The organism is Streptomyces sp. NBC_00193 (genome assembly GCF_026342735.1).
In the GTDB taxonomy this organism is placed as follows: Bacteria; Actinomycetota; Actinomycetes; order Streptomycetales; family Streptomycetaceae; genus Streptomyces; species Streptomyces stoeckheimensis.
In genome coordinates, this window is sequence record NZ_JAPEMM010000001.1 from 6,149,399 (window position 1) to 6,173,350 (window position 23,952).

Here is a 23,952-nt window from a genome sequence, read left to right on the forward strand (position 1 = left end):
ACCTCAGGACAGCCGTCAGGCCGAGCCGATGGGGGAACTCCATGAGCGCCGCGCACGAAGTCCCGGACATCCTCTCGCGGGAGTTCGCCGAGAACCCTACCCGGCCTACCGGGCCATGCGGGAGAGCGCACCCCCCATCTGGCACGAGGGGACGCAGAGTTGGATCATCTCGCGCTACGAGGACGTCGCGCGGGCCTTCCGGGACAAGGCGGGGCTCTTCACCACGGACAACTACGCCTGGCAGGCCGAGCCCGTGCACGGCAAGACCCTGCTCCAGATGAGCGGCCGCGAACACGCCACGCGACGCGCCCTGGTCGCCCCGGCCTTCCGCGGCAACGAGCTGCGCGACAAGGTCGTTCCGGTCATCGAGCGCAACGCCCGCGAGCTGATCGACGCGTTCCGCGACACCGGTTGCGTCGACCTCGTGAGCGGGTTCGCCTCCCACTTCCCCATCTCGGTCATCGCCGACATGTTCGGACTGGACCGGTCCGGCCGGCGGGCCCTCGGCGGCTGGTACCGGGCCTTCGTGGCGTTCACCGGCAACCTGTCCGGCGACCCGGAGAAGACGGCCGAAGGCGCGCGGGCCCAGGCCGAGTTCGCCGCGTACATGCTGCCGGTCATCAGGAACCGGCGGGAGCATCTCGGAGACGATCTGCTGTCCGCGCTCTGCACCGCCGAGGTCGACGGCGTGCGCATGAGCGACGAGGACATCAAGGCGTTCTGCAGCCTCCTCCTCACGGCCGGCGCCGAGACCACGGACAAGGCCGTCGCGGGCCTCTTCGCGAACCTCCTGGCCAACCCCGACCAGCTCGCCGCCGTGCAGCGCGACCGCGGACTCGTCGACCGCGCCTTCGCGGAGACCCTGCGCTACACCCCGCCCGTCCACATGATCATGCGGCAGACCGCCGTCGAGGTGACCATGAGTGGCGGCACCATCCCGGCCGGGGCCACCGTCACCTGTCTGATCGCCGCCGCCAACCGGGACCCCGAGCGCTACAAGGACCCGGACGCCTTCGACCTCTTCCGCGACGACCTGACGGCGACCACCGCCTTCTCCGCGGCCGCGGACCACCTGGCGTTCGCGCTCGGACGGCACTTCTGCGTCGGTGCGCTGCTGGCCAGGGCCGAGGTGGAGATCGCCACCAACCAGCTCCTCGACGCCATGCCCGGGCTCCGGCCGGCCCCGGGGTACGACCCGGCCGCCGAGAGAGTCTTCACCCGCGGGCCGAAGTCCCTGCTCGTGGAGTTCACCCCGGCAGCCGCCTGAAGCATCGGCCCTCCTACCGGTGGTCGGGGTGGACCCAGCTCGGTTTGCGGAACTTCAGGAAGCACACCGGAGCGAGGCGACCGTCTTCGTGCCCCGGGAGGAGATCCAGACCCCGGTCCAGTGGACGACGACGATGACGATCGCGACGTGGAGCCCGTTCTCGGCGAGCCGGGGGTCGATGACGTAGGCGAAGGTGCTCGCCACGTACGCCAGCAGGCTCGGGTCGTACGCGGTGGTCATGGCGAACTGGCACCACACCGCGACGAACCCGAGCGGTTTGCCGAGCCCCTCGCTGACCCACCGGTAGATGCCGCCGGACCAGCCCGAGGCCAGCTCGGGCCCGACCCGCGGCCGGCCGCGGCCCCGGCTTCCCGGCTCCCGCACACCGGCGGCGCGGGCCCCCGGGCGGAGCCGGCCGACTCAGACCTGGCCGGCTCCGCCGTCCACGAACAGTTCGATCCCGGTGATGAAGCTGCTCTCCCGCGAGGCGAGGAACAGGGCCGCCGCGGCCACCTCCTCGGGGCGTCCGGCCCGGCCGAGCGGGACTCCGGCGGTCGCCCGCTCGCGCACCTGCGCCGGCGCACCGGCCAGCGCCGGGGTGTCGATCGGGCCCGGGCTGAGGGTGTTGACCCGGATCGCGCGCCCCGCGAGCTCCAGGGCCAGGCTCCGCGCGAGGGACCGTACGGCCGCCTTCGTGGCGGCGTACACCCCGTACCGCGTGGACGCCGAGGAACCGGCGGCCGAGCCCAGCAGAATGACCGAGGCGCCGTCGCGCAGCAGCGGCAGGGCCCGTTGGACGGTGAAGAAGGCGCCGCGGAAGTTGAGGTCCGCGGTGGCGTCGAACTGCTCCTCCGTGAACTCCGCGAAGCCGCCGGGCGGGCCGCCGCCCGCGTTCACGACCAGCACGTCGATCGCCTCGCAGCCCGCGGCGGCGACCGCAGCGTAGAGCCGGTCCAGGTCCGCGACGCGGGAGGCGTCACCGCACACGGCCACGGCGTCCGGGCCCAGGTCACGCACCGCCGCGGCCAGCTCCTGCGGCCGCCTGCCGGTGACGAAGACCCGGGCGCCCTCCTCCACGAACCGCCGGGCCGTCGCCAGGCCGATGCCGGACGAACCGCCCGTGACGACGGCGACCTGCCCTTCGAGCTGTCCCGTACGCATGACCGTGCCTCCGCGTCTCTAGGGCCTGTCGTCAAACTCCCGTCGTCGCCCGTGAGGCAGACGGGAGTTTGACGACAGGCCCTGGGGGAGGCGGGTGCGGTCCGCCGGCGGGAAAGCCTAGCGGCGGCCACGTGCGTGCGTGCGGCCGTTCGGTGGAATGCTGGAAGAGCCCGCGCGGCCGATGCGGCGTACCGGGGCGGGCGACGGGGGAGGAGCCGGACATGGACGAGAGCGCAGGCCCCGATCCGGGGCTCTACGGCCCGGACTCCGTGACCTGGCAGTGCCACGGCGACCCGGTCATGTGGATCGCCGGGGTCCGCGCGCTCTACCTCCAGGCCCTGCACCCGCGCGCGGTCCGCGGTGTCATGGAGAACAGCTCCGCCTTCAGCGGGGAGAACGGCGGGGGCGACGCCTGGGGACGCCTGCTGCGCACCGCCGACTTCGTCGGCACCGTCACCTACGGCACCACCGAGGCCGCCGAGCGGGCCGGCGCCCGCGTCCGCAAGATCCACACCCTGCTGTCGGCGACCGATCCGGCCACCGGCGCACGGTTCCGCGTGGACGAGCCCGAGCTGCTGCTCTGGATCCACTGCGCCCAGATCGACAGCTTCCTGCACGTCCTGCGCCGCTCCGGGATCCCGCTCACCCCCGCGCAGGCGGACCGCTACGTGGCCGAGAACCGCGTCAACGCCCGGCTCGTCGGGCTCGACCCGTCCGGGGTACCGGGGGACACCGCGGCCCTCGCCGCCTACTTCGAGCGGATCCGCCCCGAGCTCGCCGCCGGCCCCGACGCCCATGCCGTCGACGCCTTCCTGTGCGCCCCGCCGATCCACCCCCTCCTCGTCCCTGGCCGAAACCTGGTGTGGCGCCCGCTCGCCGCCCTCGCCTACGGATCCCTGCCCGGCTGGGCGCACCAGCTGTACGGCCGCCCCGCACCGGCCCCGCGCAGCGTCACCCGCCGCCTGCGTCTCACCGGTAGCCTGCTGCGCAGCATTCCCGCAGGTCTGCGCTGGCAGCTGCCTCCAGGTCACATCTTGAAAGCGATGCGCCGCATGGGCCCCGGGAGCCGCCCCGCGCCGTACACACTGCGTACATCAGCGGCCATACTGGACCGGCCGGGGAGGGCGTAGCACGACACACGGGGGCGACTTCAAGACATGGCGGAGTCCAGACTGATCCACGGCCGGTACCGGTCGCTCGATCTGATCGGCCGCGGAGGCATGGGCGAGGTGTGGCGGGCCCGCGACGAGTCGCTGGGCCGGCAGGTCGCCGTCAAATGCCTCAAGCCCCTCGGACCCGAGCAGGACACCCACTTCACCCAGGTGCTGCGCGAGCGGTTCCGCCGCGAGGCGCGCGTCGCCGCCTCCCTCCAGCACCGCGGCGTCACCGTCGTCCACGACTTCGGCGACGACAGCGCGGCCGGCGGTCCCCTCTACCTCGTCATGGAGCTCCTCGAAGGCCGCAATCTCAGCCAGCTCCTGGAGGACAACGACGCGCGCCCGCTCCCCGTGGACGTGGTCGTCGACATCGCCGAGCAGATGGCGGCCGCCCTCGGCTACACCCATGACCAGGGCGTCGTCCACCGGGACCTGAAGCCCGCCAACATCATGCGGCTCACCGACGGCACGGTGAAGATCTGCGACTTCGGCATCGCCCGGCTGGCCGCCGACATCGGCTTCACCGCCAAGCTCACCGGCGGCGGCATGGCCATGGGCACCCCGCACTACATGTCGCCCGAGCAGATCGCGGGCGGCGAGGTGGACCACCGCAGCGACCTCTACTCCCTCGGCTGCGTCCTGTACGAGATCGCCACCGGAGCCCCGCCCTTCGACCTCGGCGACTCCTGGTCCGTCCTGGTCGGCCACCGCGACACCGCGCCCGTGCCGCCGCGCGAGCACCGCCCCGAGCTGCCCGTCCACTTCGAGCGGCTGGTGCTCGATCTGCTCGCCAAGTCCCCCGAGGACCGGCCCGGCGACGCCCGCCACCTGCACCGGCAGCTCCTCGAGGCCCGGCTCGGCCCCGCCGTGTCCGCCGGTGCGCACCCGCCGCTGCCCGAGTGGGCCGGGGGGATGACCGCCGGACGCAAGGCCGGCATCGAGGCCCGTCCCGCGAGCGGCGAGTGGGCCGTCCTGACCGGCTCCTGGACGGCCCACGCCGCCTACGCCGCGCACACCGCGCACGTCGTCTCGGGCTCCGGCGCGCCCGCCACGGCCGTTCCCGCCGTCGGGAGCCCGGCCGCGACGGCTTCCGGCGCCCCGGCCCCGGCCCCCGCTCTGCCGACCGTCGTACGCCCGCGTCCGGCCGAGGACCCCCGGCTCACCGCCGCCTACGGGTTCCCGCACGGCCCCGGCCAAGCCCTCACGGGCCCGGCCGCGCTCGACGCCGGCCATACCCGGGCCTTCGCCCTCAGCCGGGCCGGCCGCACCGAGGAGGCCCTCGCCGGGTACGCGGCCGTCGCCGAGGGGCGCGCCCGGGTGCTCGGCGCCGACCACCCGGACACCCTCGCGGCCCGGCAGGAGGCGGCGTACGAGACGGGCCTGCTCGGCCGCCACCAGGAGGCGTACGAGGGCTACCGCACGGTCCTGGCGGCCCGGGAGCGGACCGTCGGCCGGATCCACCCCGACACCCTGCGCTGCCGGCACAACCTGGCCTGCGCGCTGGGCGCCCTCGGCCGCTTCGCCGAGGCCCACGCCGCCGCCGCCGAGGTGGCCGCCGACCGGGCGGCCGTCCTGGGGGCGGAGCACGCGGACACGCTGCTGACCCGGTACGAGGTGGCGTACGCGCTGGGCCGCCTCGAACGCTGGGAGGAGGCCCTGGAGGCCTTCCGGCACATCGCGGCCGTACGGGAGCGGGTGCTCGGCCGCGACCACCCCGACACGCTGGCCGCCCGCTACGAGGCCGGGATCGCGCTGGGCCGTACGGGACGTTCGGCGCAGGCCCTGGAGCTGTTCCGGGACCTGGTCCGCGACCGCACCCGCGCCTACGGGGCCGCCGACCCGGAGACGCTGCGGGCCCGGCACGTCCTCGGGGTGAACCTCGGGCGCCTGGAGCGCTGGGAGGAAGCGGTGGCCGAGGCCCGTCAGGTGGGCGAGGCGCGGGCCCGCACCCTGGGCCCCGAACACCCCGACACCCTGGTCAGCCGCCGCGAACTCGCCGTCGGGCTCGGCCGGCTGGGCCGCTGGGACCAGGCGCTGCCGGTCTACCGGGAACTCTCCGGCATCCGCGAACGGTCGCTGGGCGACGGGCATCCGGACACGGTCGCGGCACACGCCGACGAGGCGCACTGTCTGGAGCGGCTGGGCCAGGTGTGTTACCAAGAGCCATGACGACCTCGCGGGGCTTCGGGCACGACGTGTACGACGCGGTGATCGTGGGCGGGGGCCACAACGGCCTCGTCGCCGCCGCCTACCTGGCCCGGGCCGGCCGCTCGGTCCTGGTCCTGGAGCGGCTCGGCCGCACCGGCGGGGCCGCGGTGTCCACCCGGCCGTTCCCGGGCGTCGACGCCCGGCTCTCCCGCTACTCCTACCTGGTCTCGCTGCTCCCCGCCAAGATCGTGCGCGAGCTGGGGCTGGACTTCGAGGTGCGCCGGCGCACCGTCTCCTCGTACACCCCCGTCGAGCGCGCCGGACGCCCCGGCGGACTGCTGGTCGGCGGCGGCGAGGCGCGCACCCGGGAGTCCTTCGCCCGGCTGACCGGCTCGGAGCGGGAGTACGAGAACTGGCGCGCCTTCTACGGGACCACCGGGCGGGCCGCCGAACGTCTCTTCCCCACGCTGACCGAACCGCTGCCCACGCGCGCCGAGCTGCGGACGCGGCTCGACGACGAGGCGGCCTGGCGGATGCTGTTCGAGGAACCGATCGGACGGGCCGTCGAGCGGGAGTTCACCGACGACCTGGTGCGCGGGGTGGTCCTGACCGACGCGCTGATCGGCACCTTCGCCGACGCCCACGACCCGGGCCTGGCCCAGAACCGCTGCTTCCTCTACCACGTCATCGGCGGCGGCACCGGCGACTGGGACGTACCGGTCGGCGGCATGGGGGCCCTCACGGACGCGCTGGCGGCCTCCGCGCTGGCCGCCGGGGCGGAGATCGCCACCGGGCACGAGGCGCTGCGCATCGACACCGACGGCACGACCGCCCCGGCGGAGGTGACCTTCCGTACGGCGACGGGCGAGGGCCGGGTCGCCGGCCGGGTGGTGCTCGTCAACGCCTCGCCGCGGGCGCTCGCCGAACTCCTGGGGGAGGAGCCGGCGCAGCCGGCCCCCGAGGGTGCCCAGCTCAAGGTCAACATGCTGCTGCGCCGCCTGCCCCGGCTGCGGGACACCTCCGTGGACCCGCGCGAGGCCTTCGGCGGCACCTTCCACATCGCGGAGGGGTACGAACAGCTCGCCCGGGCCCACGCGGAGGCCGCCGCCGGCGAACTGCCCTCCGTACCGCCCTCGGAGATCTACTGCCACTCGCTGACGGATCCGACGATCCTGGGGCCCGAGCTGGCGGAGCAGGGCTACCAGACCCTGACCCTCTTCGGACTGCACACCCCGGCACGGCTGTTCGAGAAGGACAACCAGGGGGCGCGCGAGGTGCTGCTCGCCGCCACCCTCGCCCAGCTCGACGCCCACCTGGCCGAACCGCTCACCGACTGCCTGGCCTTCGACGCCGACGGCCGCCCGTGCATCGAGGCCAAGACCCCGCTCGACCTGGAGCGCGAACTGCGCCTGCCCGGCGGGCACATCTTCCACCGGGGCCTGTCATGGCCCTACTCCGACTCCGACTCCGAGGTGGGCGGCGGCCGTTGGGGCGTGGAGACCGCCCACCGCAACGTACTGCTGTGCGGCGCGGGGGCGGTCCGCGGCGGCGGCGTCAGCGGGGTCCCCGGCCACAATGCGGCGATGGCGGTACTGGGACACTGACGCACCCGGCGCCCCGGCGCCCCGGTGCTCCGGCGCCCCTGCGCTCAGTCAGCCGACGGGGTCGATCACGACGATCGGGATCTCCCGGCTGGTCTTGGTCTGGTACTCGTCGTACGAGGGCCAGTGCTTCACCATCAGCGGCCAGAACCGGGCACGCTCCTCGGAGGTCGCGGTGCGCGCGGTGCCCTGCCGGACCTCGGGACCGACCTGCACCCGGACCTCGGGGTGCTCGGCGAGGTTCCGGTACCAGAGCGGGTCCGCGGGGTCGCCGCCCTTGGAGGCGACGATGAGGTAGCGGCCGTCGTCCTCGCCGTAGATGAGGGGGGTCCGCACGGGCTTCCCGGACTTGCGGCCGATGGTGGTGAGCAGCAGGGTCTGGGTGTTGTTCCAGTACTGCCCCTCGGTCCCGCCCGAACCGACGTACAGCTTGACGTGATCCAGGGTCCAGCCCGGCTTGGGGTCGATCGGGTTGTCCCAGTCGATGTCGGTCATATGGCTTCGCCTGCCTTCGTGTTGAACGGTCAACGAACCACAACAACGAGTGTGGGCGTCACAGGGCACGGCCCTGTCGCCCCTGGGCGTGTTCCCTATTCCGGAAGCCCGAACCCGTCGAAGGCGAACAGGTCGTCCAGGGCGCGCCGCGTGGCGCGGGCCGGGGTGGCGCGGACGGCGAGGTCGCGGGCGGCCACCGCGAGGGGGTGCGTCAGCGCGGCGACCCGGCCCGCACGGCGGGAGCGGACGCGCAGGGCGTCGGTGCGCGCGCAGCGGGCCGCACTGTAGGCGGCCAGGGCGGCCCGTACGTCGGCCCCCTCCAGCAGGTGCGCGAGGACGGCGGCGTCCTCGACGGCCTGGCAGCCGCCCTGGCCGAGGTTGGGGGTCATGGCGTGCGCCGCGTCGCCGAGCCACGCCAGCCGGCCCTGATGGAACCGGGGGAGCGGGGCGGCGAGGTCGTACAGGTCGTGCTGGAGCACGGCCGCCGGGTCGATCCGTTCCAGCAGGGCCGGGATCGGATCGTGCCAGGTGCCGTAGCGGCGCAGGAGTTCGGCCTGGACGTCGTCCGGCCGGTGGCCCTCGGGGACGACCGCGGTGGCGTAGACGTACACGCGCCCGTCGGCGAGCGGGACGACGCCGAAGCGCTCCCCGCGGCCCCAGGTCTCGGTGGCGGCGTGCACGGGCGGCCCGCCGGCCGCCAGGACGGTCCGCCAGGCGGTCTCCCCGCTGTAGTGCAGGCCGGGATGGGCGGGGAAGTACTGGCGGCGGATCGGGCTGTGGATGCCGTCGGCGGCGATGACGACATCGGGGGTGAGGACGCCGGCCGAGGTGTGGACGACGGGACGGCCGCCCGCGTCGCCCGTGTCGTCGACGGCGGTGACTGCCGTGCCGTACCGGATTGCCCCCTCGGGGAGCTCGGCGGCCAGGGCGGCGGAGAGGGACGGGCGGTGCACGGCGAGCGGGGGCCGGCCGTACCGGGCGGTCAGCGCGGCGCAGTCCGCGCGGCTCAGCAGGCGGCCGCCGGGGCGGCGCAGGTCCATCGCGGCAGGGGCGGCGTGCCCCGTCGCGCGGGCGGCGTCGAAGCCGATCGCGTCGAAGGCGCGCAGGGCGTTGGGGGCGAGGACGATCCCCGCGCCGACGGCGGAAGGCGCTGCGGCGCGTTCGCAGACGGTGACCTCCCAACCGCGACGGTGCAGGGCCACCGCCACCGAGAGTCCGCCGATCCCCGCACCCGCGACCACCGCATGACGTCGGGTCATGACAGTCCTCCCTCGTTCGACCACGCCCTCTACAAATGTAGAGGGCGGTATGGCCGTCACTCTACACTTGTAGAGTGACGGTATGAGTGCACCCGAACGCGGCAGCGACCGCAGAACCCTGATCGCGGACAGCGCCATCGAGCTGGTGGCCGCCGCCGGGCTGAGGGGCCTGACCCACCGGGCGGTCGACGGCGCGGCCGGGCTTCCGGCGGGCAGTACCTCGTACTACTTCCGTACGAGGACGGCACTGATCGGCGCCTGCTACGCGCGGCTGGCCGAGCTGGACCTCGGCGACTTCGACGGCGGCGCCGCGCCCGCACCGACGGACCGGGGCGCCGCGCCTGCACCGATGGACCGGGGCGCCGCGCCTGCACCGATGGACCGGGGCGCCGCGCCTGCACCGATGGACCGGGGCGCCGCGCCTGCACCGATGGACCGGGGCGCCGCCGCCGCGGCGGTCGCCGCGGTGCTGTACCGATGGCTGACCACGGGCCGGTCCCGGCAACTGGCGCGCTTCGAACTGAGCCTGGAGGCCGCACGGAACCCGGAGCTCGCGACGGAACTCCACCGGGCCGGCCGCGGCTCGCGCGACCTGGCCGCCGGAATCCTCGCGGCACTCGGCGCCGCCCGGCCGGCCGAATCCGCCGAACTCCTGGTCGCGTGGGCGGACGGGCTCCTCTACGACCGCCTCGCGGGCGCCCTCGCCCGCACCCGCCCGGCACCCGACCCGGCCGAACTGACGGCCGTTGCCCGCCGGATGATCGACGCGGCCCTCGCCTAGGCCGTCTCTTCCGGGGCCGAACGGCTGCGCCGCGGCAGTCCGGGTCCCGGCCGAAGGTCCGGGGAGGACGGCGAAGTACCTCACCGCGCTACGCGACGCGGGCCTGGTCAGCGCCCACCGCGCCGGCCGCTCCGTCCTCTACGCCCGCACCACCGCAGCCGAAACTCTCCTCCAAGCCGCCTCCGCCTGACCTCAGGCTCGGGCTCGGGTGGGTACCTCGCGGACGAGTAGGAGTGTCACGGCGCCCAGGAGGGTGCCGGTGATGCGGCGTTGCACGGTGGCCCAGCTCGGGCGTCGGGCGAGGAAGGTCGCGATGGCGCCGGCGGCGATGACGATCAGGGCGTTGACGGTCAGGCTCACCGCGATCTGAACCGACCCGAGCGTCAGGCCCTGCGCGGTCGGATGCCCGCGATGCGGGTCGATGAACTGCGGGATCAGGGTCAGGTACATGATCGCGGCCTTGGGGTTGAGCAGGTTCGTCACCAGCCCCATGCGCAAGAGCCGCGCCGGGCTGTCGCGGGGGATGTCGCGGACCTCGAACATGCCTCGCCCGCCGGGGCGCAGGGCCTGCCAGGCGAGGTGGGCCAGGTAGAGGACGCCGGCGGTTTTGAAGCCGATGAACAGCCAGGGCACGGCGACGAACACGACCGCGAGGCCGAGGTTGCCCATCAGCATGTAGACGACGAAGCCGACGCCGGTGCCGGCCAGGGAGACGAGGCCCGCAGCGCGCCCCTGGCTGATGCTGCGCGAAACGAGGTAGATCATGTTGGGCCCGGGGGTCAGCACCATGACCAGCGCGGTGAGTGCCATGCCGAGGGCGGACGCACCGGACACGGGCGAGGACAGGGAGGTGAGGGACATGCCCCCACCTTGATGTAATGGGCTTATGCATCTCAACCCTTACGGTGAGTACGCCGTGCTCCTCGCCCGTTCCCTGGCCGACGACTGGCCCGGCACCCGGGACGGCATCGTCGAGCGGACCCGCGAGTTCGGCATGACGATGCCCTTCCCCGAGAAGCCCGACGACCACGTCCGCTGCCGGGCCGTGCTCGACGACTGGATCCGCGTCGTCGACGCCCGCGACCCGGGCGAGCGGGCGGCGATCCTCAACGAGCAGATGGCCGCCGCGACTGCCTATCCACGCATGACCGACCACAACGGCGAGGGCTGGCACCTGCACTATCGCGACGTCGACGACGACCTGGCACGAGTCCTGCACGCCGTGTTCAGCGTCGGCACCGCACTGCACCTCACGACGCGTGGCATGGGTCGCCTGGGCCGGTGCGCGGCTCACCCCTGCACCAAGGTCGTCGTCGACACCTCGCGGAACGGCACCCAGCGGTACTGCTCACCGCGCTGCGGCGGCCGGGACGCCGTCCGTCGCCACCGGGCTCGTCAGCGCGAGCGATGAGGGCCCCGGCTCCGTGACCACCGGTCGGCGTGCAGGTTTCAGTCCGCCGAGCGGGACCAGCCCGTCGCCTCGATGCGGGAGGAGTCCGCGGGGCGGTCCTCGGCGAAGAGGAGGCGGGCGGGTTCCGACACGCGCAGGACGTCCACGTAGGCGCCCCGGCCCACGTAGCGACCCTGCGCGGTGTGGCGGAAGCGGAGGTGCACCTCGCGGCCGGCCCAGGCGGCGAGCGGAGCTTCGAGTCGGTGCCAGATGCGGCCCGACCAGCCGGAGACGGAACCCTGCGGCCACTGTTCGGCGGCTCCGCCGGTGGTGCGGACGGTGGCGAAGGGGAGCGGCTCCCAGGCCTGCCCGTCGGCGGAAGCCTCCAGGTGCAGTGCTCCCGCGCCGGGCACGGTGTCCCACCACAGTGCGCAGCGCAGCCGGGCGGCTCCGGTGGCGGGGGTGAGGGGCGGGAGGGTCAGGGTGCCGGAGCCGCCGGTTTCCATGCCGGAGTACCAGGCCGGGCCGCCGTGTTTCGTGCGGACGGGGACGGCGCGGGCGAAGCGGTTGCCGACGGCGACGCGCGGGGCGCTGCCGGCGCGCCAGGTGCGCACGGGGTGGACGGAGTTGCCCAGGAGGATCAGGAAGGAGTCCGTGGAGGGGTCCAGGACCAGGGAGGTGCCGGTGAAACCGGTGTGGCCGGCGGAGTGCGGGGTGGCCATGGCGCCCATGTACCAGTGCTGGTAGAGCTCGAAGCCCAGGCCGTGGTCGTCGCCCGGGAACGCGGTGTTGTAGTCGGTGAAGAGGAGCTCGACGGAGGCGGGGCGCAGGATGCGCTTGCCGGCGTAGACCCCGCCGTCGAGGAGGGTGCGGGCCAGGATCGCCAGGTCCCAGGCGGTGCCGAAGACCCCGGCGTGGCCGGCGACGCCGCCCAGCGCGTGTGCGTTCTCGTCGTGGACCTCGCCCCAGACGAGCCCGCGGTCCAGCCCGGACCAGGGCGGGCGCTGCACTTCGGTGGCGGCCGTGACCCGGCGCCAGGAGAGCGGTGGGTTGTAACGAGTGCGGTGCATCCCGAGCGGAGCAGTGATCTCGTCCTGGAGCAGGAGGTCCAAAGTGTGACCGGTGATCCGTTCCAAGAGCAGCTGGAGGGCGATGAGGTTCAGGTCGGAGTACCGGTAGACCGTCCCCGGGGTCTCCTGGGGCCTCACCGACCACAGCAGCCTCAACTGACCCGCCCGCGTCGGCTCCTGGTAGAAGGGGGCCCAGGACCGCAGCCCCGAGGTGTGCGTGAGGAGTTGGCGTACGGTGATCGACTCCTTGCCCCCGCCCGTGAACTCGGGCAGGTACCGGTGCACCGGAGCCTCCAGCTCCAGCCGCCCGCGCTCCATCTGCTGCACCGCCAGCAGCGAGGTGAACAGCTTCGAGAGGGAGGCCAGGTCGAAGACCGTGTCCTCGGCCATCGCGATCCGCTGCGCGGCCGGGAACTCCCGGACCCGGTCGGTGCGGCCGTCGTAGTCGGCGTACCGCACGGCGTCGCCCATCGCCCGGTGCAGCGCCACGGTGCGGCCCCGGCCGGCGAGGACCACGGCCCCGGCGTAGTAAGGGTGTTCGGGGGAGGGGTCGAGGAAGCGCCGCGCCTCGTCCGCCACCCCTTCGAGATGCCTCTCCAACAGCCCGGCCTGGCGGGCGGACCCGTACCGCAGCCGCAGTCCCTGGAGCGCGCGCCGCTCGGCCGGCCCCCCGGCGGCCCCCGCGGACCCGGGCAGCGCGGCCTGGAGCACGAGCACGCCGCCCAGCGCCAACAGCCGCGCCCCGAGCCGCCGCCGACTGAGCCCGCGCCCGGGCCCGCCGCCGGCCTGCGCCCCGGGCCCGCCGCCGCCCTCCGCCCCCGGCCCGCTGCCGCCCCTGCCGCTGCCGCTGTCGCCCCTTCCGCTGCCGTCGTCGTACGCCGTCGGGCCGGTCGTGCCGGAGCCCTTCGTGCCACCGTCGTTCCCGGCTGCCCCTGGTGCCTTCATGACCGGTCCTCCCGTCCGCCGCCGTGCCCTCCCGAGTATCTGCCCGCTCACGACGCGGGCCCCGCGGCGACCGGCCGGCAAAGAATCTGACGCTGCATCAGAAAACCCCTTCCCTCGGAGGCCGGGCTGCGGCATCCTGCCGCCCATGGAGACGGAGCTGAGCAGAAAACTGGGAATAGAGCACGCCATCTTCGGCTTCACGCCCTTCCCGGCGGTGGCCGCTGCCATCACCCGCGCGGGCGGGTTCGGGGTGCTCGGGGCGGTCCGCTACACCGCCCCCGACGACCTGAAGCGCGACCTCGACTGGATGCAGGAGCACACCGACGGCAAGCCCTACGGGCTCGACGTGGTCATGCCCGCGAAGAAGGCAGTCGACGGCGTCAGCGAAGCCGACATCGAGGCGATGATCCCGGCCGCGCACCGGGAGTACGTCCGCGACACCCTCGCCAAACACCACGTACCCGAACTCCCGGAGGGCGAGGCCTCCGGCTGGCGCATCACCGGCTGGATGGAACAGGTCGCCCGCAACCAGCTCGACGTCGCCTTCGACTACCCCATCAAACTCCTGGCGAACGCCCTCGGTTCCCCGCCCGCCGACGTCATCGCGCGCGCCCACGAACACGGCGTCCTCGTCGCCGCCCTCGCCGGCAGCGCCAAGCACGCCCGCCGGCACGCCGAGGCCGGCATCGACATCGTCGTCGCCCAGGGCTACGAGGCGGGCGGACACACCGGCGACATCGCCACCATGGTGCTGGTGCCCGAGGTGGTCGAGGCCGTCGCCCCGCTCCCGGTCCTCGCCGCCGGCGGCATCGGCAGCGGCGAGCAGATCGCCGCCGGACTGGCCCTCGGCGCCCAGGGCGCCTGGCTCGGATCCCTCTGGCTGACCACCACCGAGGCCGACATGCACTCCCGCGCCCTCACCCAGAAGCTCCTCTCCGCCGGTTCCGGCGACACCGTCCGCTCCCGCGCACTGACCGGCAAGCCCGCCCGGCAGCTGCGCACCGAGTGGACCGACGCCTGGGACGACCCGGAGGGCCCCGGCGCACTGCCGATGCCCCTGCAGGGACTTCTCGTCGCGGAGGCCGTGTCCCGCATCCAGAAGTACGAGGTCCAGCCGCTGCTCGGCACCCCCGTCGGGCAGATCGTCGGCCGGATGAACAGCGAGCGCAGCGTGCAGGCCGTCTTCGACGACCTCACCAGCGGCTTCGAGCGCGCCATCGACCGCATCAACCGCATCGCCGGCCGGGCCTGAGGAACTGAGGAGTGGACACGATGACCGACACACCCCCCAACGGCTTCTGGGCCCAGGCCGTCGCCGACCCCGAGCGCACCGTCCTCATCACCCCCGAGGGCGAGACCTGGTCCGCGGCCCGGCTGCACGCCGACGTCAACCGCCTCGTCCACGGCCTGCGCGCCGCCGGACTGGAGAAGGGCGACGTCTTCGCGGTCGTCCTGCCCAACAGCGTCGAGTTCTTCACCGCCTACCTCGCCGCCTCCCAGGCCGGCTTCTACCTCGTCCCGGTCAATCACCACCTCGTCGGCCCCGAGATCGCCTGGATCGTCTCCGACTCCGGCGCCAAGGTCCTCATCGCCCACGAGCGGTTCGCCGACGCCGCCACCGCCGCGGCCGACGAGGCGGGCCTGCCCGCGAGCCAGCGGTACGCGGTCGGAGCCGTCGCGGGCTTCCGCTCGTACGGCGAACTGCTCGACGGGCAGCCGGACACCGCCCCCGCCGACCGCACGCTCGGCTGGGTCATGAACTACACCTCCGGCACCACCGGCCGGCCGCGCGGCATCCGCCGCCCGCTGCCGGGCAAGCTCCCGGAGGAGACGTACCTCGGCGGCTTCCTCGGCATCTTCAGCATCCGCGCCTTCGACGACAACGTCCACCTGGTGTGCTCGCCGCTCTACCACACGGCCGTCCTGCAGTTCGCCGCCGCGGCCCTGCACATCGGGCACCCGCTGGTCCTGATGGACAAGTGGACCGCCGAGGAGATGCTGCGCCTGATCGACGCGCACGCCTGCACGCACACCCACATGGTCCCGACCCAGTTCCACCGGCTCCTCGCGCTCCCGCAGGAGACGAAGGACGCGTACGACGTCACCTCCATGCGGCACGCCATCCACGGCGCCGCGCCCTGCCCCGACCACGTGAAGCGGGCGATGATCGAGTGGTGGGGCAGTTGCGTGGAGGAGTACTACGCGGCGAGCGAGGGCGGTGGCGCCTTCGCGACGGCCGAGGACTGGCTGAAGAAGCCCGGGACCGTCGGCAAGGCCTGGCCGATCAGCGAACTCGCCATCTTCGACGACGACGGCAACCGGCTGCCGCCCGGTGAACTGGGCACCGTCTACATGCAGATGAAGACCGGCGGCTTCAGCTACCACAAGGACGAGGGCAAGACGAAGAAGAACCGCATCGGCGACTTCTTCACCGTCGGCGACCTCGGACTGATGGACGAGGAGGGCTACCTCTTCCTCCGCGACCGCAAGATCGACATGATCATCTCGGGCGGGGTGAACATCTACCCGGCCGAGATCGAATCCGCGCTGCTCACCCATCCGGCGGTCGCGGACGCCGCCGCCTTCGGCATCCCGCACCCCTCCTGGGGCGAGGAGGTCAAGGCGGTCATCGAACCGGCCGAGGGCTTCGCGGCGAGCGACGCGCTGGCGGCGGAGATCCTGAACCACTGCGAGCGGCAACTGGCCGGGTACAAGCGGCCCAAGACCGTGGACTTCATCGAGACGATGCCGCGCGACCCCAACGGCAAGCTGTACAAGCGCCGGCTGCGCGAGCCGTACTGGGAGGGCCACGAGCGCGCGATGTGAGGACCGGGCCGGCCTTGCGGGGCCGGCCCGCCCCGGCCGTCCGCCACGCCCGGAGTTTCGTGAGAAGTGCCACGTCAGGGGCGTGAGGGCGGCTGTTGCACCGCACAAGCGCAACAGTTCTGGCAAGTTGGCTGATATGAGTACGGCAACGCACAGATCACCCCTGACCGACTGGACCGTCGTGGTCCCCGTGGTGGCGCTCGTCGCGCTCGTCTTCAGCTGGGGACGCGACCTGCCCACGCTCGCCGTGGCCCTGGTGGCGCTCTGCCTGGCCGGTGCGGTGCTGGCGGCCGTCCACCACGCCGAGGTCGTCGCGCACCGGGTCGGCGAACCCTTCGGCTCGCTCGTCCTCGCCGTCGCGGTCACCGTCATCGAAGTGGCCCTCATCGTCACCCTGCTGGCCGACGGCGGGGACAAGACCTCCTCCCTCGCCCGCGACACCGTCTTCGCCGCCGTCATGATCACGTGCAACGGCATCGTCGGCCTGTCCCTGCTCGTCGGGGCCCTGCGCAACCGCGTCGCCGTCTTCAACGCCGAGGGTTCGGGCGCGGCCCTGGCCACCGTCGCCACGCTCGCCGTGCTCAGCCTCGTGCTCCCCACCTTCACCACCTCCAAGCCCGGCCCCGAGTTCTCCACGGCCCAGCTCGCCTTCGCCGCCACCGCCTCGCTCGCCCTCTACGGCCTGTTCGTCGCCGTCCAGACGGTCCGCCACCGCGACTACTTCCTGCCCGTCGACACCAAGCGGATCCGCAAGGAGGCCGCGCAGGCGGCCGCCGCCGCGGCCACCGGCGAAGACGACGAGCACGCCGAACCGCCCACCGCCCGCGCCGCCCTGATCAGCCTCGGGCTGCTGCTCGTCGCCCTCGTCGCCGTCGTCGGAAACGCCAAGGCGGTCTCCCCGACCATCGAACGCGGAGTCGCGGACCTCGGCCTGCCCTACGCCGTGGTCGGTGTGATCATCGCCCTGCTCGTGCTGGCGCCCGAGACCCTGGCCGCCGTCCGCGCCGCCCGCCGCGACCGGGTGCAGACCAGCCTCAACCTCGCCTACGGCTCCGCCATCGCCAGCATCGGCCTGACCATCCCGGCCATCGCCCTCGCCTCCGTATGGCTCTCCGGCCCCCTGCTGCTCGGGCTCGAACCGCTGCACATGGTGCTGCTCGCCCTGACCATCGTCGTCAGCGCCCTCACCATCGTCCCGGGCCGTGCCACCCTGCTGCAGGGCGGCGTACACCTCGTGCTGCTGGCCGCCTACCTCTTCCTCGCCGTCAGTCCCTGAGCGCGCCGCGACCCCGTACGGCCGGCCACCGCCCCTGCGGGCAGCGGCCGGCCGTACGCGCGTCCGAGCTCAGCGCCGCTCGCGCGGCCAGACCACCTTCAGCCGCGGCGAGGTGAGGATGTCCCGCTCGCAGAACCGTGCCTTCACCCAGCGCTCCCCGGAGAAGAGCCGGGTCTGGTCGGCGGAGTGCGGGGAATTCGGGTTCGAGGACTGGCTGTACGTCAGCAGCGTGCGCGCGACCGGGCAGCGGCCGCCGTCCCAGCCGACCGCCTGGATGTGGCTGGAGCCGTGCGCGACCTCCGGGTAGCCCCCACCCGCCGTGTTCCACGGAGCCTCGATCTTGTTCCAGACGCCCAGGGCCTCCGTTCCGCCGCCCACCGGCAGCTTCTGCCCGCCGCGCACCACGAACTGGTGCTCCCCGAGCGGGGCGTCCGGAGCGATGCCCGCCGCCCTCAGCTCCGTGACCGTGTCCGCGAGGGCCCGTCCGATCCCGGGCGCCGCCCGGTTGAGCGTGCGGGGCGTCCGTACCGGATCGGCCGCGTCGAAGGGCACCAGCCACAGGTCCTTGGCCGCCGTGCCCGCGGTCAGCTTCCGCCAGAACCGGTCGAACAGCAGCGCGCCGCGGCTCGTGCTGTCGGCCTTGCGGTCCCAGGCCGCCAGCACCCCGCAGGCCGCCGACACGTCCACGGCGGCGCCGTCGCTGCCCGTGGCAGTCCCGCCCGGCAGGGCCGCGCAGGCCCCCGCCGCGTCGGCCGCCGCCAGATCACCGGCCGGGACCCGGTTCGCGAACTGCTGCTCCTGCAGGTCCGCCACCCTCAGCCCGCCCCGGCCGGCCATCGCGGAGACGTCCTCCAGGGCGCCCCGGGTCCGCAGCGAGCGCGGAGTTCCGACCGTGCCCCAGATCCGCTCGTAGCCGGTGAGCGGCTGCTCCGCGTTGGCCAGCCAGGCGCTGTCGTTGGAGTTCTCGGCGTACGCGGCGTCGCGCAGCGTCGGCGCCCTGCCCGGGCCGAAGATCCCGGGCTGGACCGCGTCCGGATCGGAGCCGGGCGCGCAGTCACCGCGCGAACCGTCCAGCACCGCCAGCCCCGAGGAGGGGTACGTGGCCCTGCCCAGCGGGGTCGAGCAGCGCGCGGCGAGCTCGTCCGTGATCCGGGGGAGCACCTGGGACTGGGTGAAGAGGGTGCCGCCCGCCGAGTCGGCGGCCACCGTGTTGACCCAGGGCAGGCCCTGGGTGCGCCGCAGGGCGTCCTGCACGCCGGCGACCGAGCGGGCCCTGCCCATGGCCAGGGCCGTGTCGGAGCCGCGCAGGTTCACGGCGTTGGGGTCGGCCAGTGCGTAGGCGGTGGTCGTGGTCCAGGGCAGCGGGAGGCCGCCGCCGAGGCCCGACAGGACGGGACCGTACCGGGTCCACCACTGGGTCCGGGTGACCGGGGCGCCGCCCGCGACCTGGACGCTGACGGTGCGCGTGGTCATCTTCTCCGGCTTGCCGTCCACCAGATAGGCGGTCGGGTCGGCCGGGTCGAGGGCCAGTTGGTGCAGGTTGACGGGGGTGCCGGTGGCCACGGTGTGGCTCCAGGCGACCTTCTCGTTGAAGCCGATGTTCACCACGGTGGTGCCGAGCAGCGAGCCGCCCGAGACGTTCAGCTCGCCGGGGATGGTCTGCTGCGACTGCCAGAACCGGCGGCCCCCCTGCCACGGATAGTGCGGGTTGCCGAGGAGCAGGCCCGACCCGTTCGCGGTGGTGGAGCCGGCGAAGGCCACCGCGTTGGAGCCCATGTCGTAGCGGGCGGTGTCGAAGAACGCGCGGGCCGCCTCCGCGGCGGCCGCGGGATCGATGCCGGCTGTGTCGTCGGCGGCCGCGGCGGCCGGGGCGGCCGCCGTGCCCGGGGGGCGCGCCGAGGTGATGCCGTCGACGGCGCGACCCTGGCCGCCGAGGACCGAGACGGCCAGGCCGCGGGCGGCGACGTCGGTGGCGGTGACCGGGCGCACCCACCCGGCGCCCTTGCAGGCCGGGTCGGTGATCTCGTTCTGCGCCAGCCAGGCGTTGTAGCCGGCGGCCCAGCCCCGCATCAGCTCCTTGACCTCCTTGCCCGGCCCGGCCGGCGCGGACACGGCCAGCAGCTTCTCCACGGTGCCGGAGTCGCGCACGCCCTTGAAGAACAGGTCGCTGGAGAGGTTCCCGGAGGCGGAGGAGAGCGAACCGTCGGGCACGGCCTCCGCGCCGAACCACCGCGAACGCTCCCCGGAGACGGTCAGGAACCCGTCGGCGAGCACGCACACCTGGTCGGCGGCCTGCGCCCACCCGGTGCCGAATCCGAGGTGGGCGTAGTCCCGGGCCAGGATGTGCGGGATCCCGTTCTCGGTGTACCGGATGACGGCGGACAGGCCGCCGCCGGACGGGCCGGAGCCCTGGTCCGAGGCGGCGGCCTCGGGTATCGCAGAGGCGGCGGCCAGCAGTGCGGTGCCGGTGAGGGCGAGACGGCGGAGGAGCGGGCGGGCGCGACGGCGTCCGTGGAGAAGGCGCAACGTACCTCCCAAGTAGCCTGCGGACGGGCGCGATCGCCCGTGCGGACGGGTGGTGCTGGTGTGCCCCCACACTCATGCAGGCCACCTGACGTCGTGTCAACATGCCGTTTGGTATCCCGGCGTGTTCCGGCCCGGCATCCGCGGCGCCCGGGTCATTGACCTCGCCGTCCGCGCAGACGAAGATCCCGCCATGACCCCGGTGCGGAAGAACACGGTCGACGGACTGCTCCACGACAGCGCGCGGCGCGTCCCGGACCGGATCGCGGTCCGCTACCGCGAACGGACCTGGACCTACGCGGAACTGGACGTGGCCGTCTCCACGGGCGCGGCCGTGCTGCGCGGGCGCTACGGGCTGGCCGAGGGGGACCGGGTCGCGACCTTCGGGCACAACTCCGATGCCTATCTCATGGCCTTCCTCGCCTGCGCGCGGGCCGGGCTCACGCACGTCCCCGTCAACCAGAACCTCACCGGGGAGGACCTCGCGTACATCCTGGAGAACTCCGGGAGCACGCTCGTCCTCGCGGACCCCGACCTCGCAGGCCGGGTCCCCGACGGGTTCCCCGTACGCCCGCTGCGCGACGCGCCCGGCTCCTTCCTGTCCGACCTGGCGGAGCCGGCCGAACCGGCGGAGCCCGCCCGCTCCGGGGACCCGTCCCGGCTGGCGCAGCTGCTGTACACCTCCGGGACCACCGCCCTGCCGAAGGGGGCGATGATGACGCACGAGGCGCTCTGCCACGAGTACGAGAGCGCGATCGCGGCCCTGGACCTGGCGGAGGCCGATCTGCCGGTGCACTCCCTGCCGCTCTACCACTCGGCGCAGATGCACGTCTTCCTGCTGCCGTACCTGGCGGTGGGCGCCCGGAACACGATCGTGGACGCGCCGGTCGCGGAGGAGATCTTCGACCTGGTGGAGGCGGGGGAGGCGGACAGCCTGTTCGCGCCGCCGACGGTGTGGATCGGGCTGGCCAACCACCCCGATTTCGCGGACTTCGCCGTCCGTGACCTGTCGGCCCTGCGCAAGGCGTACTACGGGGCCTCGATCATGCCGGTGCCGGTCCTGGAACGGCTGCGGGCGCGGCTGCCCGGACTCGGCTTCTACAACTGCTTCGGCCAGAGCGAGATCGGCCCGCTGGCCACGGTGCTGCGGCCGGAGGAGCACGAGGGGCGGATGGACTCGTGCGGCCGGCCGGTCCACCACGTGGAGGCGCGGGTCGTCGACGAGGACGGGGCCGAGGTGCCGGACGGCACGGCGGGCGAGGTCGTCTACCGCTCCCCGCAGCTCTGCCTGGGCTACTGGAACGACGCGGAGGCCACGAAGAAGGCCTTCCGGGACGGGTGGTTCCGCTCCGGCGACCTGGCGGTCCGGGACCCTGAGGGGTACTTCACGGTCGTGGACCGGGTGAAGGACGTCATCAACTCGGGCGGGGTACTCGTCGCCTCACGGCAGGTCGAGGACGTGCTGTACACCCACCCGGGCGTGGCCGAGGCTGCGGTCGTCGGCCTGCCGGACGAGCGGTGGATCGAGGCCGTCACGGCAGTGGTGGTCCCGCGCGACGGGGTGACGGAAGCGGAACTCCTGGCCTACGCCCGCGAGAAGCTGGCCCACTTCAAGGCCCCGAAGCGGATCCTCTTCGTGGACGCCCTCCCCCGCAACGCGAGCGGCAAGATCCTCAAGCGCACCCTGCGCGACCGCTTCTCGAACCCGTCCTGACCGTCCTTCCTGAGGCCCTCGGGCGTGGGCCGACCTACCGGGTGCAGCCGGTGACGGCGGGGTTCGAGGGATCGCAGTTACTGGGGTTGTTGTTGGAGATGTTGGTGTGGTTGAGCGTGGCGGTCCCGCCTTCGTTGTGGAGGCCGGCGGGGCCGTAGGCCGCGTTATTGCCCGTGACACGGGAGTCGGTGAGCGTGACGTCGCCCTGGTTGTGGAGGCCGCCGCCGGTTCCTTGGGTGACTGCGTTCCTGTCGATGACGACGTTGCGGGTATTGAGCGTTCCAAAGTTGTAGATGCCGCCACCGGAGAAGCTCGCGGTGTTGCCACGGATGGTGGTGAGCATGTTGATGGTGAGCGTGCCGAAGTTGGCGATGCCCCCGCCGGTCCGCGCGTCGTTGCTGCGGATCTGGCTGTCGGAGATGGTCGCCGAGGAACTGCTGGTGTGGACGGCGCCCCCCAGGCCCTTTGCCTCGTTGCCGGTGAGGATGCTCGAGGTCACGGTGAAGGGTGCGGTGATGCTGGTGTGCGCGATGGCTCCGCCGTTGCCACCGCTGACGGGGCCGGTGGAGTTGTTGATGAAGACACTGTGGTCCACGCGGGTGGCGCCGCTGCTCAGGATGGCACCGCCGTGGCCGGCTTCGGTGCTGTTGCCCTTGAAGTAGGAACGTTCGACGCGGAGGGTTCCGTTGCTGTTGTTGATGGCGCCGCCCCCATTGCTGGAGCCATTGCCGGTGAGGCGGGTGTCGGTAAGGGAAACAACGGTGCCGAATCCCAGCTGGATGGCCCCGCCCTGGGCGCCTGCGCCGGCCTGGGCGTTGGTGAGGGCAATGTCCCGGAGCTTCAGGTTCCCGCGGCTGGTAGGGGGGAGGGTGAAGAAACGGAATTCGTTGTCGGTGCTTTCGTCCCGGGTGAGGGTGGCGTCGCGTCCGTTGATGGTGACGGAGCTGGTGATCTGGGGGAGCGCGGCGTGACCGGGGCCGGCGATCTGCTCGGTGAAGGTGTAGGTGCAGTCGCGGGCGAGGTTGAGGGTGTCGGAGGTGGAGGGGGTGCTGTTGGCGGTGGCGATGGCCTGAATGAGGGCGGCGGGGGAGCAGGCGACGCTGATGGTGGCCGCGTGAGCGGGGGTGGCGGCCAGGCCGGCGACAGTGAGTGCGAACGCGGGCGCGGCGAGCAGGGCGGTGGCCTGGCGGGGGCGGCGCAGTGGCCTCATTGTCTGACTCCTTTTCGGGGGAGACGCCGGGGGGCGATCCGCTCATTGTTTACATCAGATCAACATCCATCCTTTTCTAGGCGCACCGGGAATATCGCCCTGTCCGGTAATTCTTTTGTGCGGTGGTGCCCATTTCCGGAGTTCGGGTGTGTCGGTGTCGTCGGGCCGGGACTTCGGAAGCCGGGCGGAAATCCGGACTGCGTCCGAGCCGTCCGGAGCTACGGCTCCCGGTCCTCCGCGAGTTCCGTGGCCCGGAGGCGGCGCAGGACGAGGTGCTCGTGGAAGAGGCGGCCGACCAGAGCGCCGCCGTAGACCACGAAGCCGACGCCGACCAGCCAGGACTGGACGACCAGGAGGGTGCCGAAGGGGCCGTACGTCACGGCGTTGGAGGCGATCAGGGGAGAGAACACCAGCTGCGAGAAGACCCGCAGCCCGAGGAGGCCGAGACTGGTGCACGCGGCCCCCGGGAGCAGGGCGCGCCAGCGCACCCGGCCGCCGAGGAGGATCCACTGGGAGGTCCAGAAGAACAGGCAGGTCCCGATGAGATCGCCCGTGGTGCCCAGGATCGTGCCGGGCGCGTCGTGCGACGGGGCGGGGATGAGGACCAGCAGCCCGAGGTAGCAGACCAGCAGGGCGAGCCAGACGACGTGCCGCCACATGGTGTGCCAGCGGGCCGTCGGCAGGTCCCAGACCTTCTCGTACCCGGTCTGCACGGCGGAGCCGAAGGTCAGGCCGAAGACCGCGAGGGCGGCGAGACCGAAGGCGGTGGTCCGCTCCAGCGCGAGGTCCGCGGCGCCGAACAGCATCTCCACCCGCTCCCGGGAGAACTCCGTCACCCCGAGGGCCTGACCGAGCCAGCGGCCGAAGCCCGAGCCGCTGCCCGGCGCGGCGGCCGCGACGACGACGAGCAGCGGCACCAGGGTGAGGAAGCCGAGGGCGGCGAAGCCCATGGCCCGGTGCATCAGCTCCATCTCCCGGCCACGGCTCCACGCCAGCCCGGCCTGGGAGGCCTGGAGCCGGTCGTGGATCCGCCGATAGGTCGAGGTCACGCCTCTGTCCCTACCCGGATGGGCCCGCGCCTTCCCGGGAGGACCCCCGAGTGGGCCCGAAGGGGTGGATCCGACCGCGG

At 73.2% G+C, this 23,952-nt stretch carries 17 protein-coding genes and 3 pseudogenes; 11 read left to right on the top strand and 9 right to left on the bottom strand.

Features of this window, described 5'->3' with window-relative positions:
- The first annotated feature begins 41 nt into the window (after positions 1 to 41).
- Positions 42 to 1,267 (top strand): annotated as a pseudogene (locus tag OG898_RS27570) (cytochrome P450).
- 75 nt (positions 1,268 to 1,342) lie between these two features.
- Here the strand turns inward: OG898_RS27570 and OG898_RS27575 are convergent.
- Together OG898_RS27575 and OG898_RS27580 are read right to left on the bottom strand one after the other, a co-directional pair.
- Positions 1,343 to 1,603, bottom strand: a pseudogene (locus tag OG898_RS27575) (amino acid permease); the annotation flags it as partial.
- A gap of 84 nt (positions 1,604 to 1,687) precedes the next feature.
- Entirely contained in the window at positions 1,688 to 2,428 is a 741-nt protein-coding gene (locus tag OG898_RS27580) for an SDR family oxidoreductase (RefSeq protein WP_250739161.1), read from the bottom strand.
- Between the two features lie 221 nt (positions 2,429 to 2,649).
- On the opposite strand from OG898_RS27580, the gene OG898_RS27585 reads away from it, so the two are divergent.
- Genes OG898_RS27585 through OG898_RS27595 form a run of 3 tightly spaced genes read left to right on the top strand, consistent with a single transcriptional unit; the run spans position 2,650 to position 7,337 of the window.
- Entirely contained in the window at positions 2,650 to 3,558 is a 909-nt protein-coding gene (locus tag OG898_RS27585) for an oxygenase MpaB family protein (protein WP_250739162.1), read from the top strand.
- A 27-nt stretch (positions 3,559 to 3,585) separates the two neighbouring features.
- A complete protein-coding gene (locus OG898_RS27590) occupies positions 3,586 to 5,754 on the top strand; it encodes a serine/threonine-protein kinase (protein ID WP_250739163.1) in 2,169 nt (722 codons plus the stop codon).
- On the top strand, positions 5,751 to 7,337 hold the full coding sequence (locus tag OG898_RS27595; RefSeq protein ID WP_266959909.1) for an NAD(P)/FAD-dependent oxidoreductase: 1,587 nt from the start codon (positions 5,751 to 5,753) through the stop codon (positions 7,335 to 7,337). The genes OG898_RS27590 and OG898_RS27595 overlap by 4 nt, the downstream gene beginning before the upstream one ends.
- Positions 7,338 to 7,385: 48 nt before the next feature.
- On the opposite strand, the gene OG898_RS27600 is transcribed toward OG898_RS27595, so the two are convergent.
- Together OG898_RS27600 and OG898_RS27605 are read right to left on the bottom strand one after the other, a co-directional pair.
- Entirely contained in the window at positions 7,386 to 7,829 is a 444-nt protein-coding gene (locus tag OG898_RS27600) for a nitroreductase family deazaflavin-dependent oxidoreductase (RefSeq protein ID WP_250739167.1), read from the bottom strand.
- 95 nt (positions 7,830 to 7,924) lie between these two features.
- Positions 7,925 to 9,088, bottom strand: coding sequence for an FAD-dependent monooxygenase (locus OG898_RS27605; RefSeq protein ID WP_266959912.1), 1,164 nt, complete (start codon positions 9,086 to 9,088; stop codon positions 7,925 to 7,927).
- 82 nt (positions 9,089 to 9,170) lie between these two features.
- Here OG898_RS27605 and OG898_RS27610 point away from each other — a divergent pair, with 82 nt between their 5' ends.
- Positions 9,171 to 9,869, top strand: coding sequence for a TetR/AcrR family transcriptional regulator (locus OG898_RS27610; RefSeq protein ID WP_266959914.1), 699 nt, complete (start codon positions 9,171 to 9,173; stop codon positions 9,867 to 9,869).
- Positions 9,870 to 9,939: 70 nt separating this feature from the next.
- Positions 9,940 to 10,059 (top strand): annotated as a pseudogene (locus OG898_RS27615) (transcriptional regulator); the annotation flags it as partial.
- A gap of 2 nt (positions 10,060 to 10,061) precedes the next feature.
- Here OG898_RS27615 and OG898_RS27620 read toward each other — a convergent pair.
- On the bottom strand, positions 10,062 to 10,730 hold the full coding sequence (locus tag OG898_RS27620) for a LysE family translocator (RefSeq protein ID WP_266959916.1): 669 nt from the start codon (positions 10,728 to 10,730) through the stop codon (positions 10,062 to 10,064).
- Between the two features lie 25 nt (positions 10,731 to 10,755).
- Here OG898_RS27620 and OG898_RS27625 point away from each other — a divergent pair, with 25 nt between their 5' ends.
- On the top strand, positions 10,756 to 11,280 hold the full coding sequence (locus OG898_RS27625) for a CGNR zinc finger domain-containing protein (RefSeq protein WP_250739174.1): 525 nt from the start codon (positions 10,756 to 10,758) through the stop codon (positions 11,278 to 11,280).
- A gap of 38 nt (positions 11,281 to 11,318) precedes the next feature.
- Here the strand turns inward: OG898_RS27625 and OG898_RS27630 are convergent, their stop codons facing one another.
- Positions 11,319 to 13,274, bottom strand: a complete 1,956-nt coding sequence (locus OG898_RS27630; RefSeq protein WP_266959918.1) for a serine hydrolase — start codon at positions 13,272 to 13,274, stop codon at positions 11,319 to 11,321.
- A gap of 145 nt (positions 13,275 to 13,419) precedes the next feature.
- Between OG898_RS27630 and OG898_RS27635 the strand changes: the two genes are divergently transcribed.
- The 3 genes from OG898_RS27635 (at position 13,420) to OG898_RS27645 (ending at position 17,376) form a co-directional block, all read left to right on the top strand.
- On the top strand, positions 13,420 to 14,526 hold the full coding sequence (locus tag OG898_RS27635) for a nitronate monooxygenase family protein (protein WP_250739178.1): 1,107 nt from the start codon (positions 13,420 to 13,422) through the stop codon (positions 14,524 to 14,526).
- 20 nt (positions 14,527 to 14,546) lie between these two features.
- A complete protein-coding gene (locus OG898_RS27640) occupies positions 14,547 to 16,100 on the top strand; it encodes an acyl-CoA synthetase (protein ID WP_266959920.1) in 1,554 nt (517 codons plus the stop codon).
- Between the two features lie 136 nt (positions 16,101 to 16,236).
- Positions 16,237 to 17,376, top strand: a complete 1,140-nt coding sequence (locus OG898_RS27645) for a calcium:proton antiporter (protein WP_250739181.1) — start codon at positions 16,237 to 16,239, stop codon at positions 17,374 to 17,376.
- A gap of 69 nt (positions 17,377 to 17,445) precedes the next feature.
- Here OG898_RS27645 and OG898_RS27650 read toward each other — a convergent pair whose 3' ends face one another.
- A complete protein-coding gene (locus tag OG898_RS27650) occupies positions 17,446 to 19,902 on the bottom strand; it encodes a penicillin acylase family protein (RefSeq protein WP_266959923.1) in 2,457 nt (818 codons plus the stop codon).
- Positions 19,903 to 20,092: 190 nt separating this feature from the next.
- Between OG898_RS27650 and OG898_RS27655 the strand changes: the two genes are divergently transcribed.
- Positions 20,093 to 21,613 carry a fatty acyl-CoA synthetase gene (locus OG898_RS27655; RefSeq protein ID WP_250739183.1) on the top strand — a complete coding sequence of 507 codons (1,521 nt, stop codon included), beginning with the start codon at positions 20,093 to 20,095 and terminating at the stop codon, positions 21,611 to 21,613.
- 34 nt (positions 21,614 to 21,647) lie between these two features.
- Here OG898_RS27655 and OG898_RS27660 read toward each other — a convergent pair whose 3' ends face one another.
- Positions 21,648 to 22,823 (bottom strand): hypothetical protein, encoded by a 1,176-nt coding sequence (locus OG898_RS27660; protein WP_266959925.1) that lies wholly within the window; start codon positions 22,821 to 22,823, stop codon positions 21,648 to 21,650.
- 218 nt (positions 22,824 to 23,041) lie between these two features.
- Complete coding sequence (locus OG898_RS27665; RefSeq protein ID WP_250739185.1) at positions 23,042 to 23,872, bottom strand: YhjD/YihY/BrkB family envelope integrity protein; 831 nt, start codon at positions 23,870 to 23,872, stop codon at positions 23,042 to 23,044.
- Positions 23,873 to 23,952 lie beyond the last annotated feature (80 nt).

Bases quoted from the DNA above. Each gene is read 5' to 3' on its own strand.
- OG898_RS27580 (WP_250739161.1), bottom strand. From the start codon at position 2,428: ATGCGTACGGGACAGCTCGAAGGGCAGGTCGCCGTCGTCACGGGCGGT.
- OG898_RS27585 (WP_250739162.1), top strand. From the start codon at position 2,650: ATGGACGAGAGCGCAGGCCCCGATCCGGGGCTCTACGGCCCGGACTCC.
- OG898_RS27590 (WP_250739163.1), top strand. From the start codon at position 3,586: ATGGCGGAGTCCAGACTGATCCACGGCCGGTACCGGTCGCTCGATCTG.
- OG898_RS27595 (WP_266959909.1), top strand. From the start codon at position 5,751: ATGACGACCTCGCGGGGCTTCGGGCACGACGTGTACGACGCGGTGATC.
- OG898_RS27600 (WP_250739167.1), bottom strand. From the start codon at position 7,829: ATGACCGACATCGACTGGGACAACCCGATCGACCCCAAGCCGGGCTGG.
- OG898_RS27605 (WP_266959912.1), bottom strand. From the start codon at position 9,088: ATGACCCGACGTCATGCGGTGGTCGCGGGTGCGGGGATCGGCGGACTC.
- OG898_RS27610 (WP_266959914.1), top strand. From the start codon at position 9,171: ATGAGTGCACCCGAACGCGGCAGCGACCGCAGAACCCTGATCGCGGAC.
- OG898_RS27620 (WP_266959916.1), bottom strand. From the start codon at position 10,730: ATGTCCCTCACCTCCCTGTCCTCGCCCGTGTCCGGTGCGTCCGCCCTC.
- OG898_RS27625 (WP_250739174.1), top strand. From the start codon at position 10,756: ATGCATCTCAACCCTTACGGTGAGTACGCCGTGCTCCTCGCCCGTTCC.
- OG898_RS27630 (WP_266959918.1), bottom strand. From the start codon at position 13,274: ATGAAGGCACCAGGGGCAGCCGGGAACGACGGTGGCACGAAGGGCTCC.
- OG898_RS27635 (WP_250739178.1), top strand. From the start codon at position 13,420: ATGGAGACGGAGCTGAGCAGAAAACTGGGAATAGAGCACGCCATCTTC.
- OG898_RS27640 (WP_266959920.1), top strand. From the start codon at position 14,547: ATGACCGACACACCCCCCAACGGCTTCTGGGCCCAGGCCGTCGCCGAC.
- OG898_RS27645 (WP_250739181.1), top strand. From the start codon at position 16,237: ATGAGTACGGCAACGCACAGATCACCCCTGACCGACTGGACCGTCGTG.
- OG898_RS27655 (WP_250739183.1), top strand. From the start codon at position 20,093: ATGACCCCGGTGCGGAAGAACACGGTCGACGGACTGCTCCACGACAGC.
- OG898_RS27660 (WP_266959925.1), bottom strand. From the start codon at position 22,823: ATGAGGCCACTGCGCCGCCCCCGCCAGGCCACCGCCCTGCTCGCCGCG.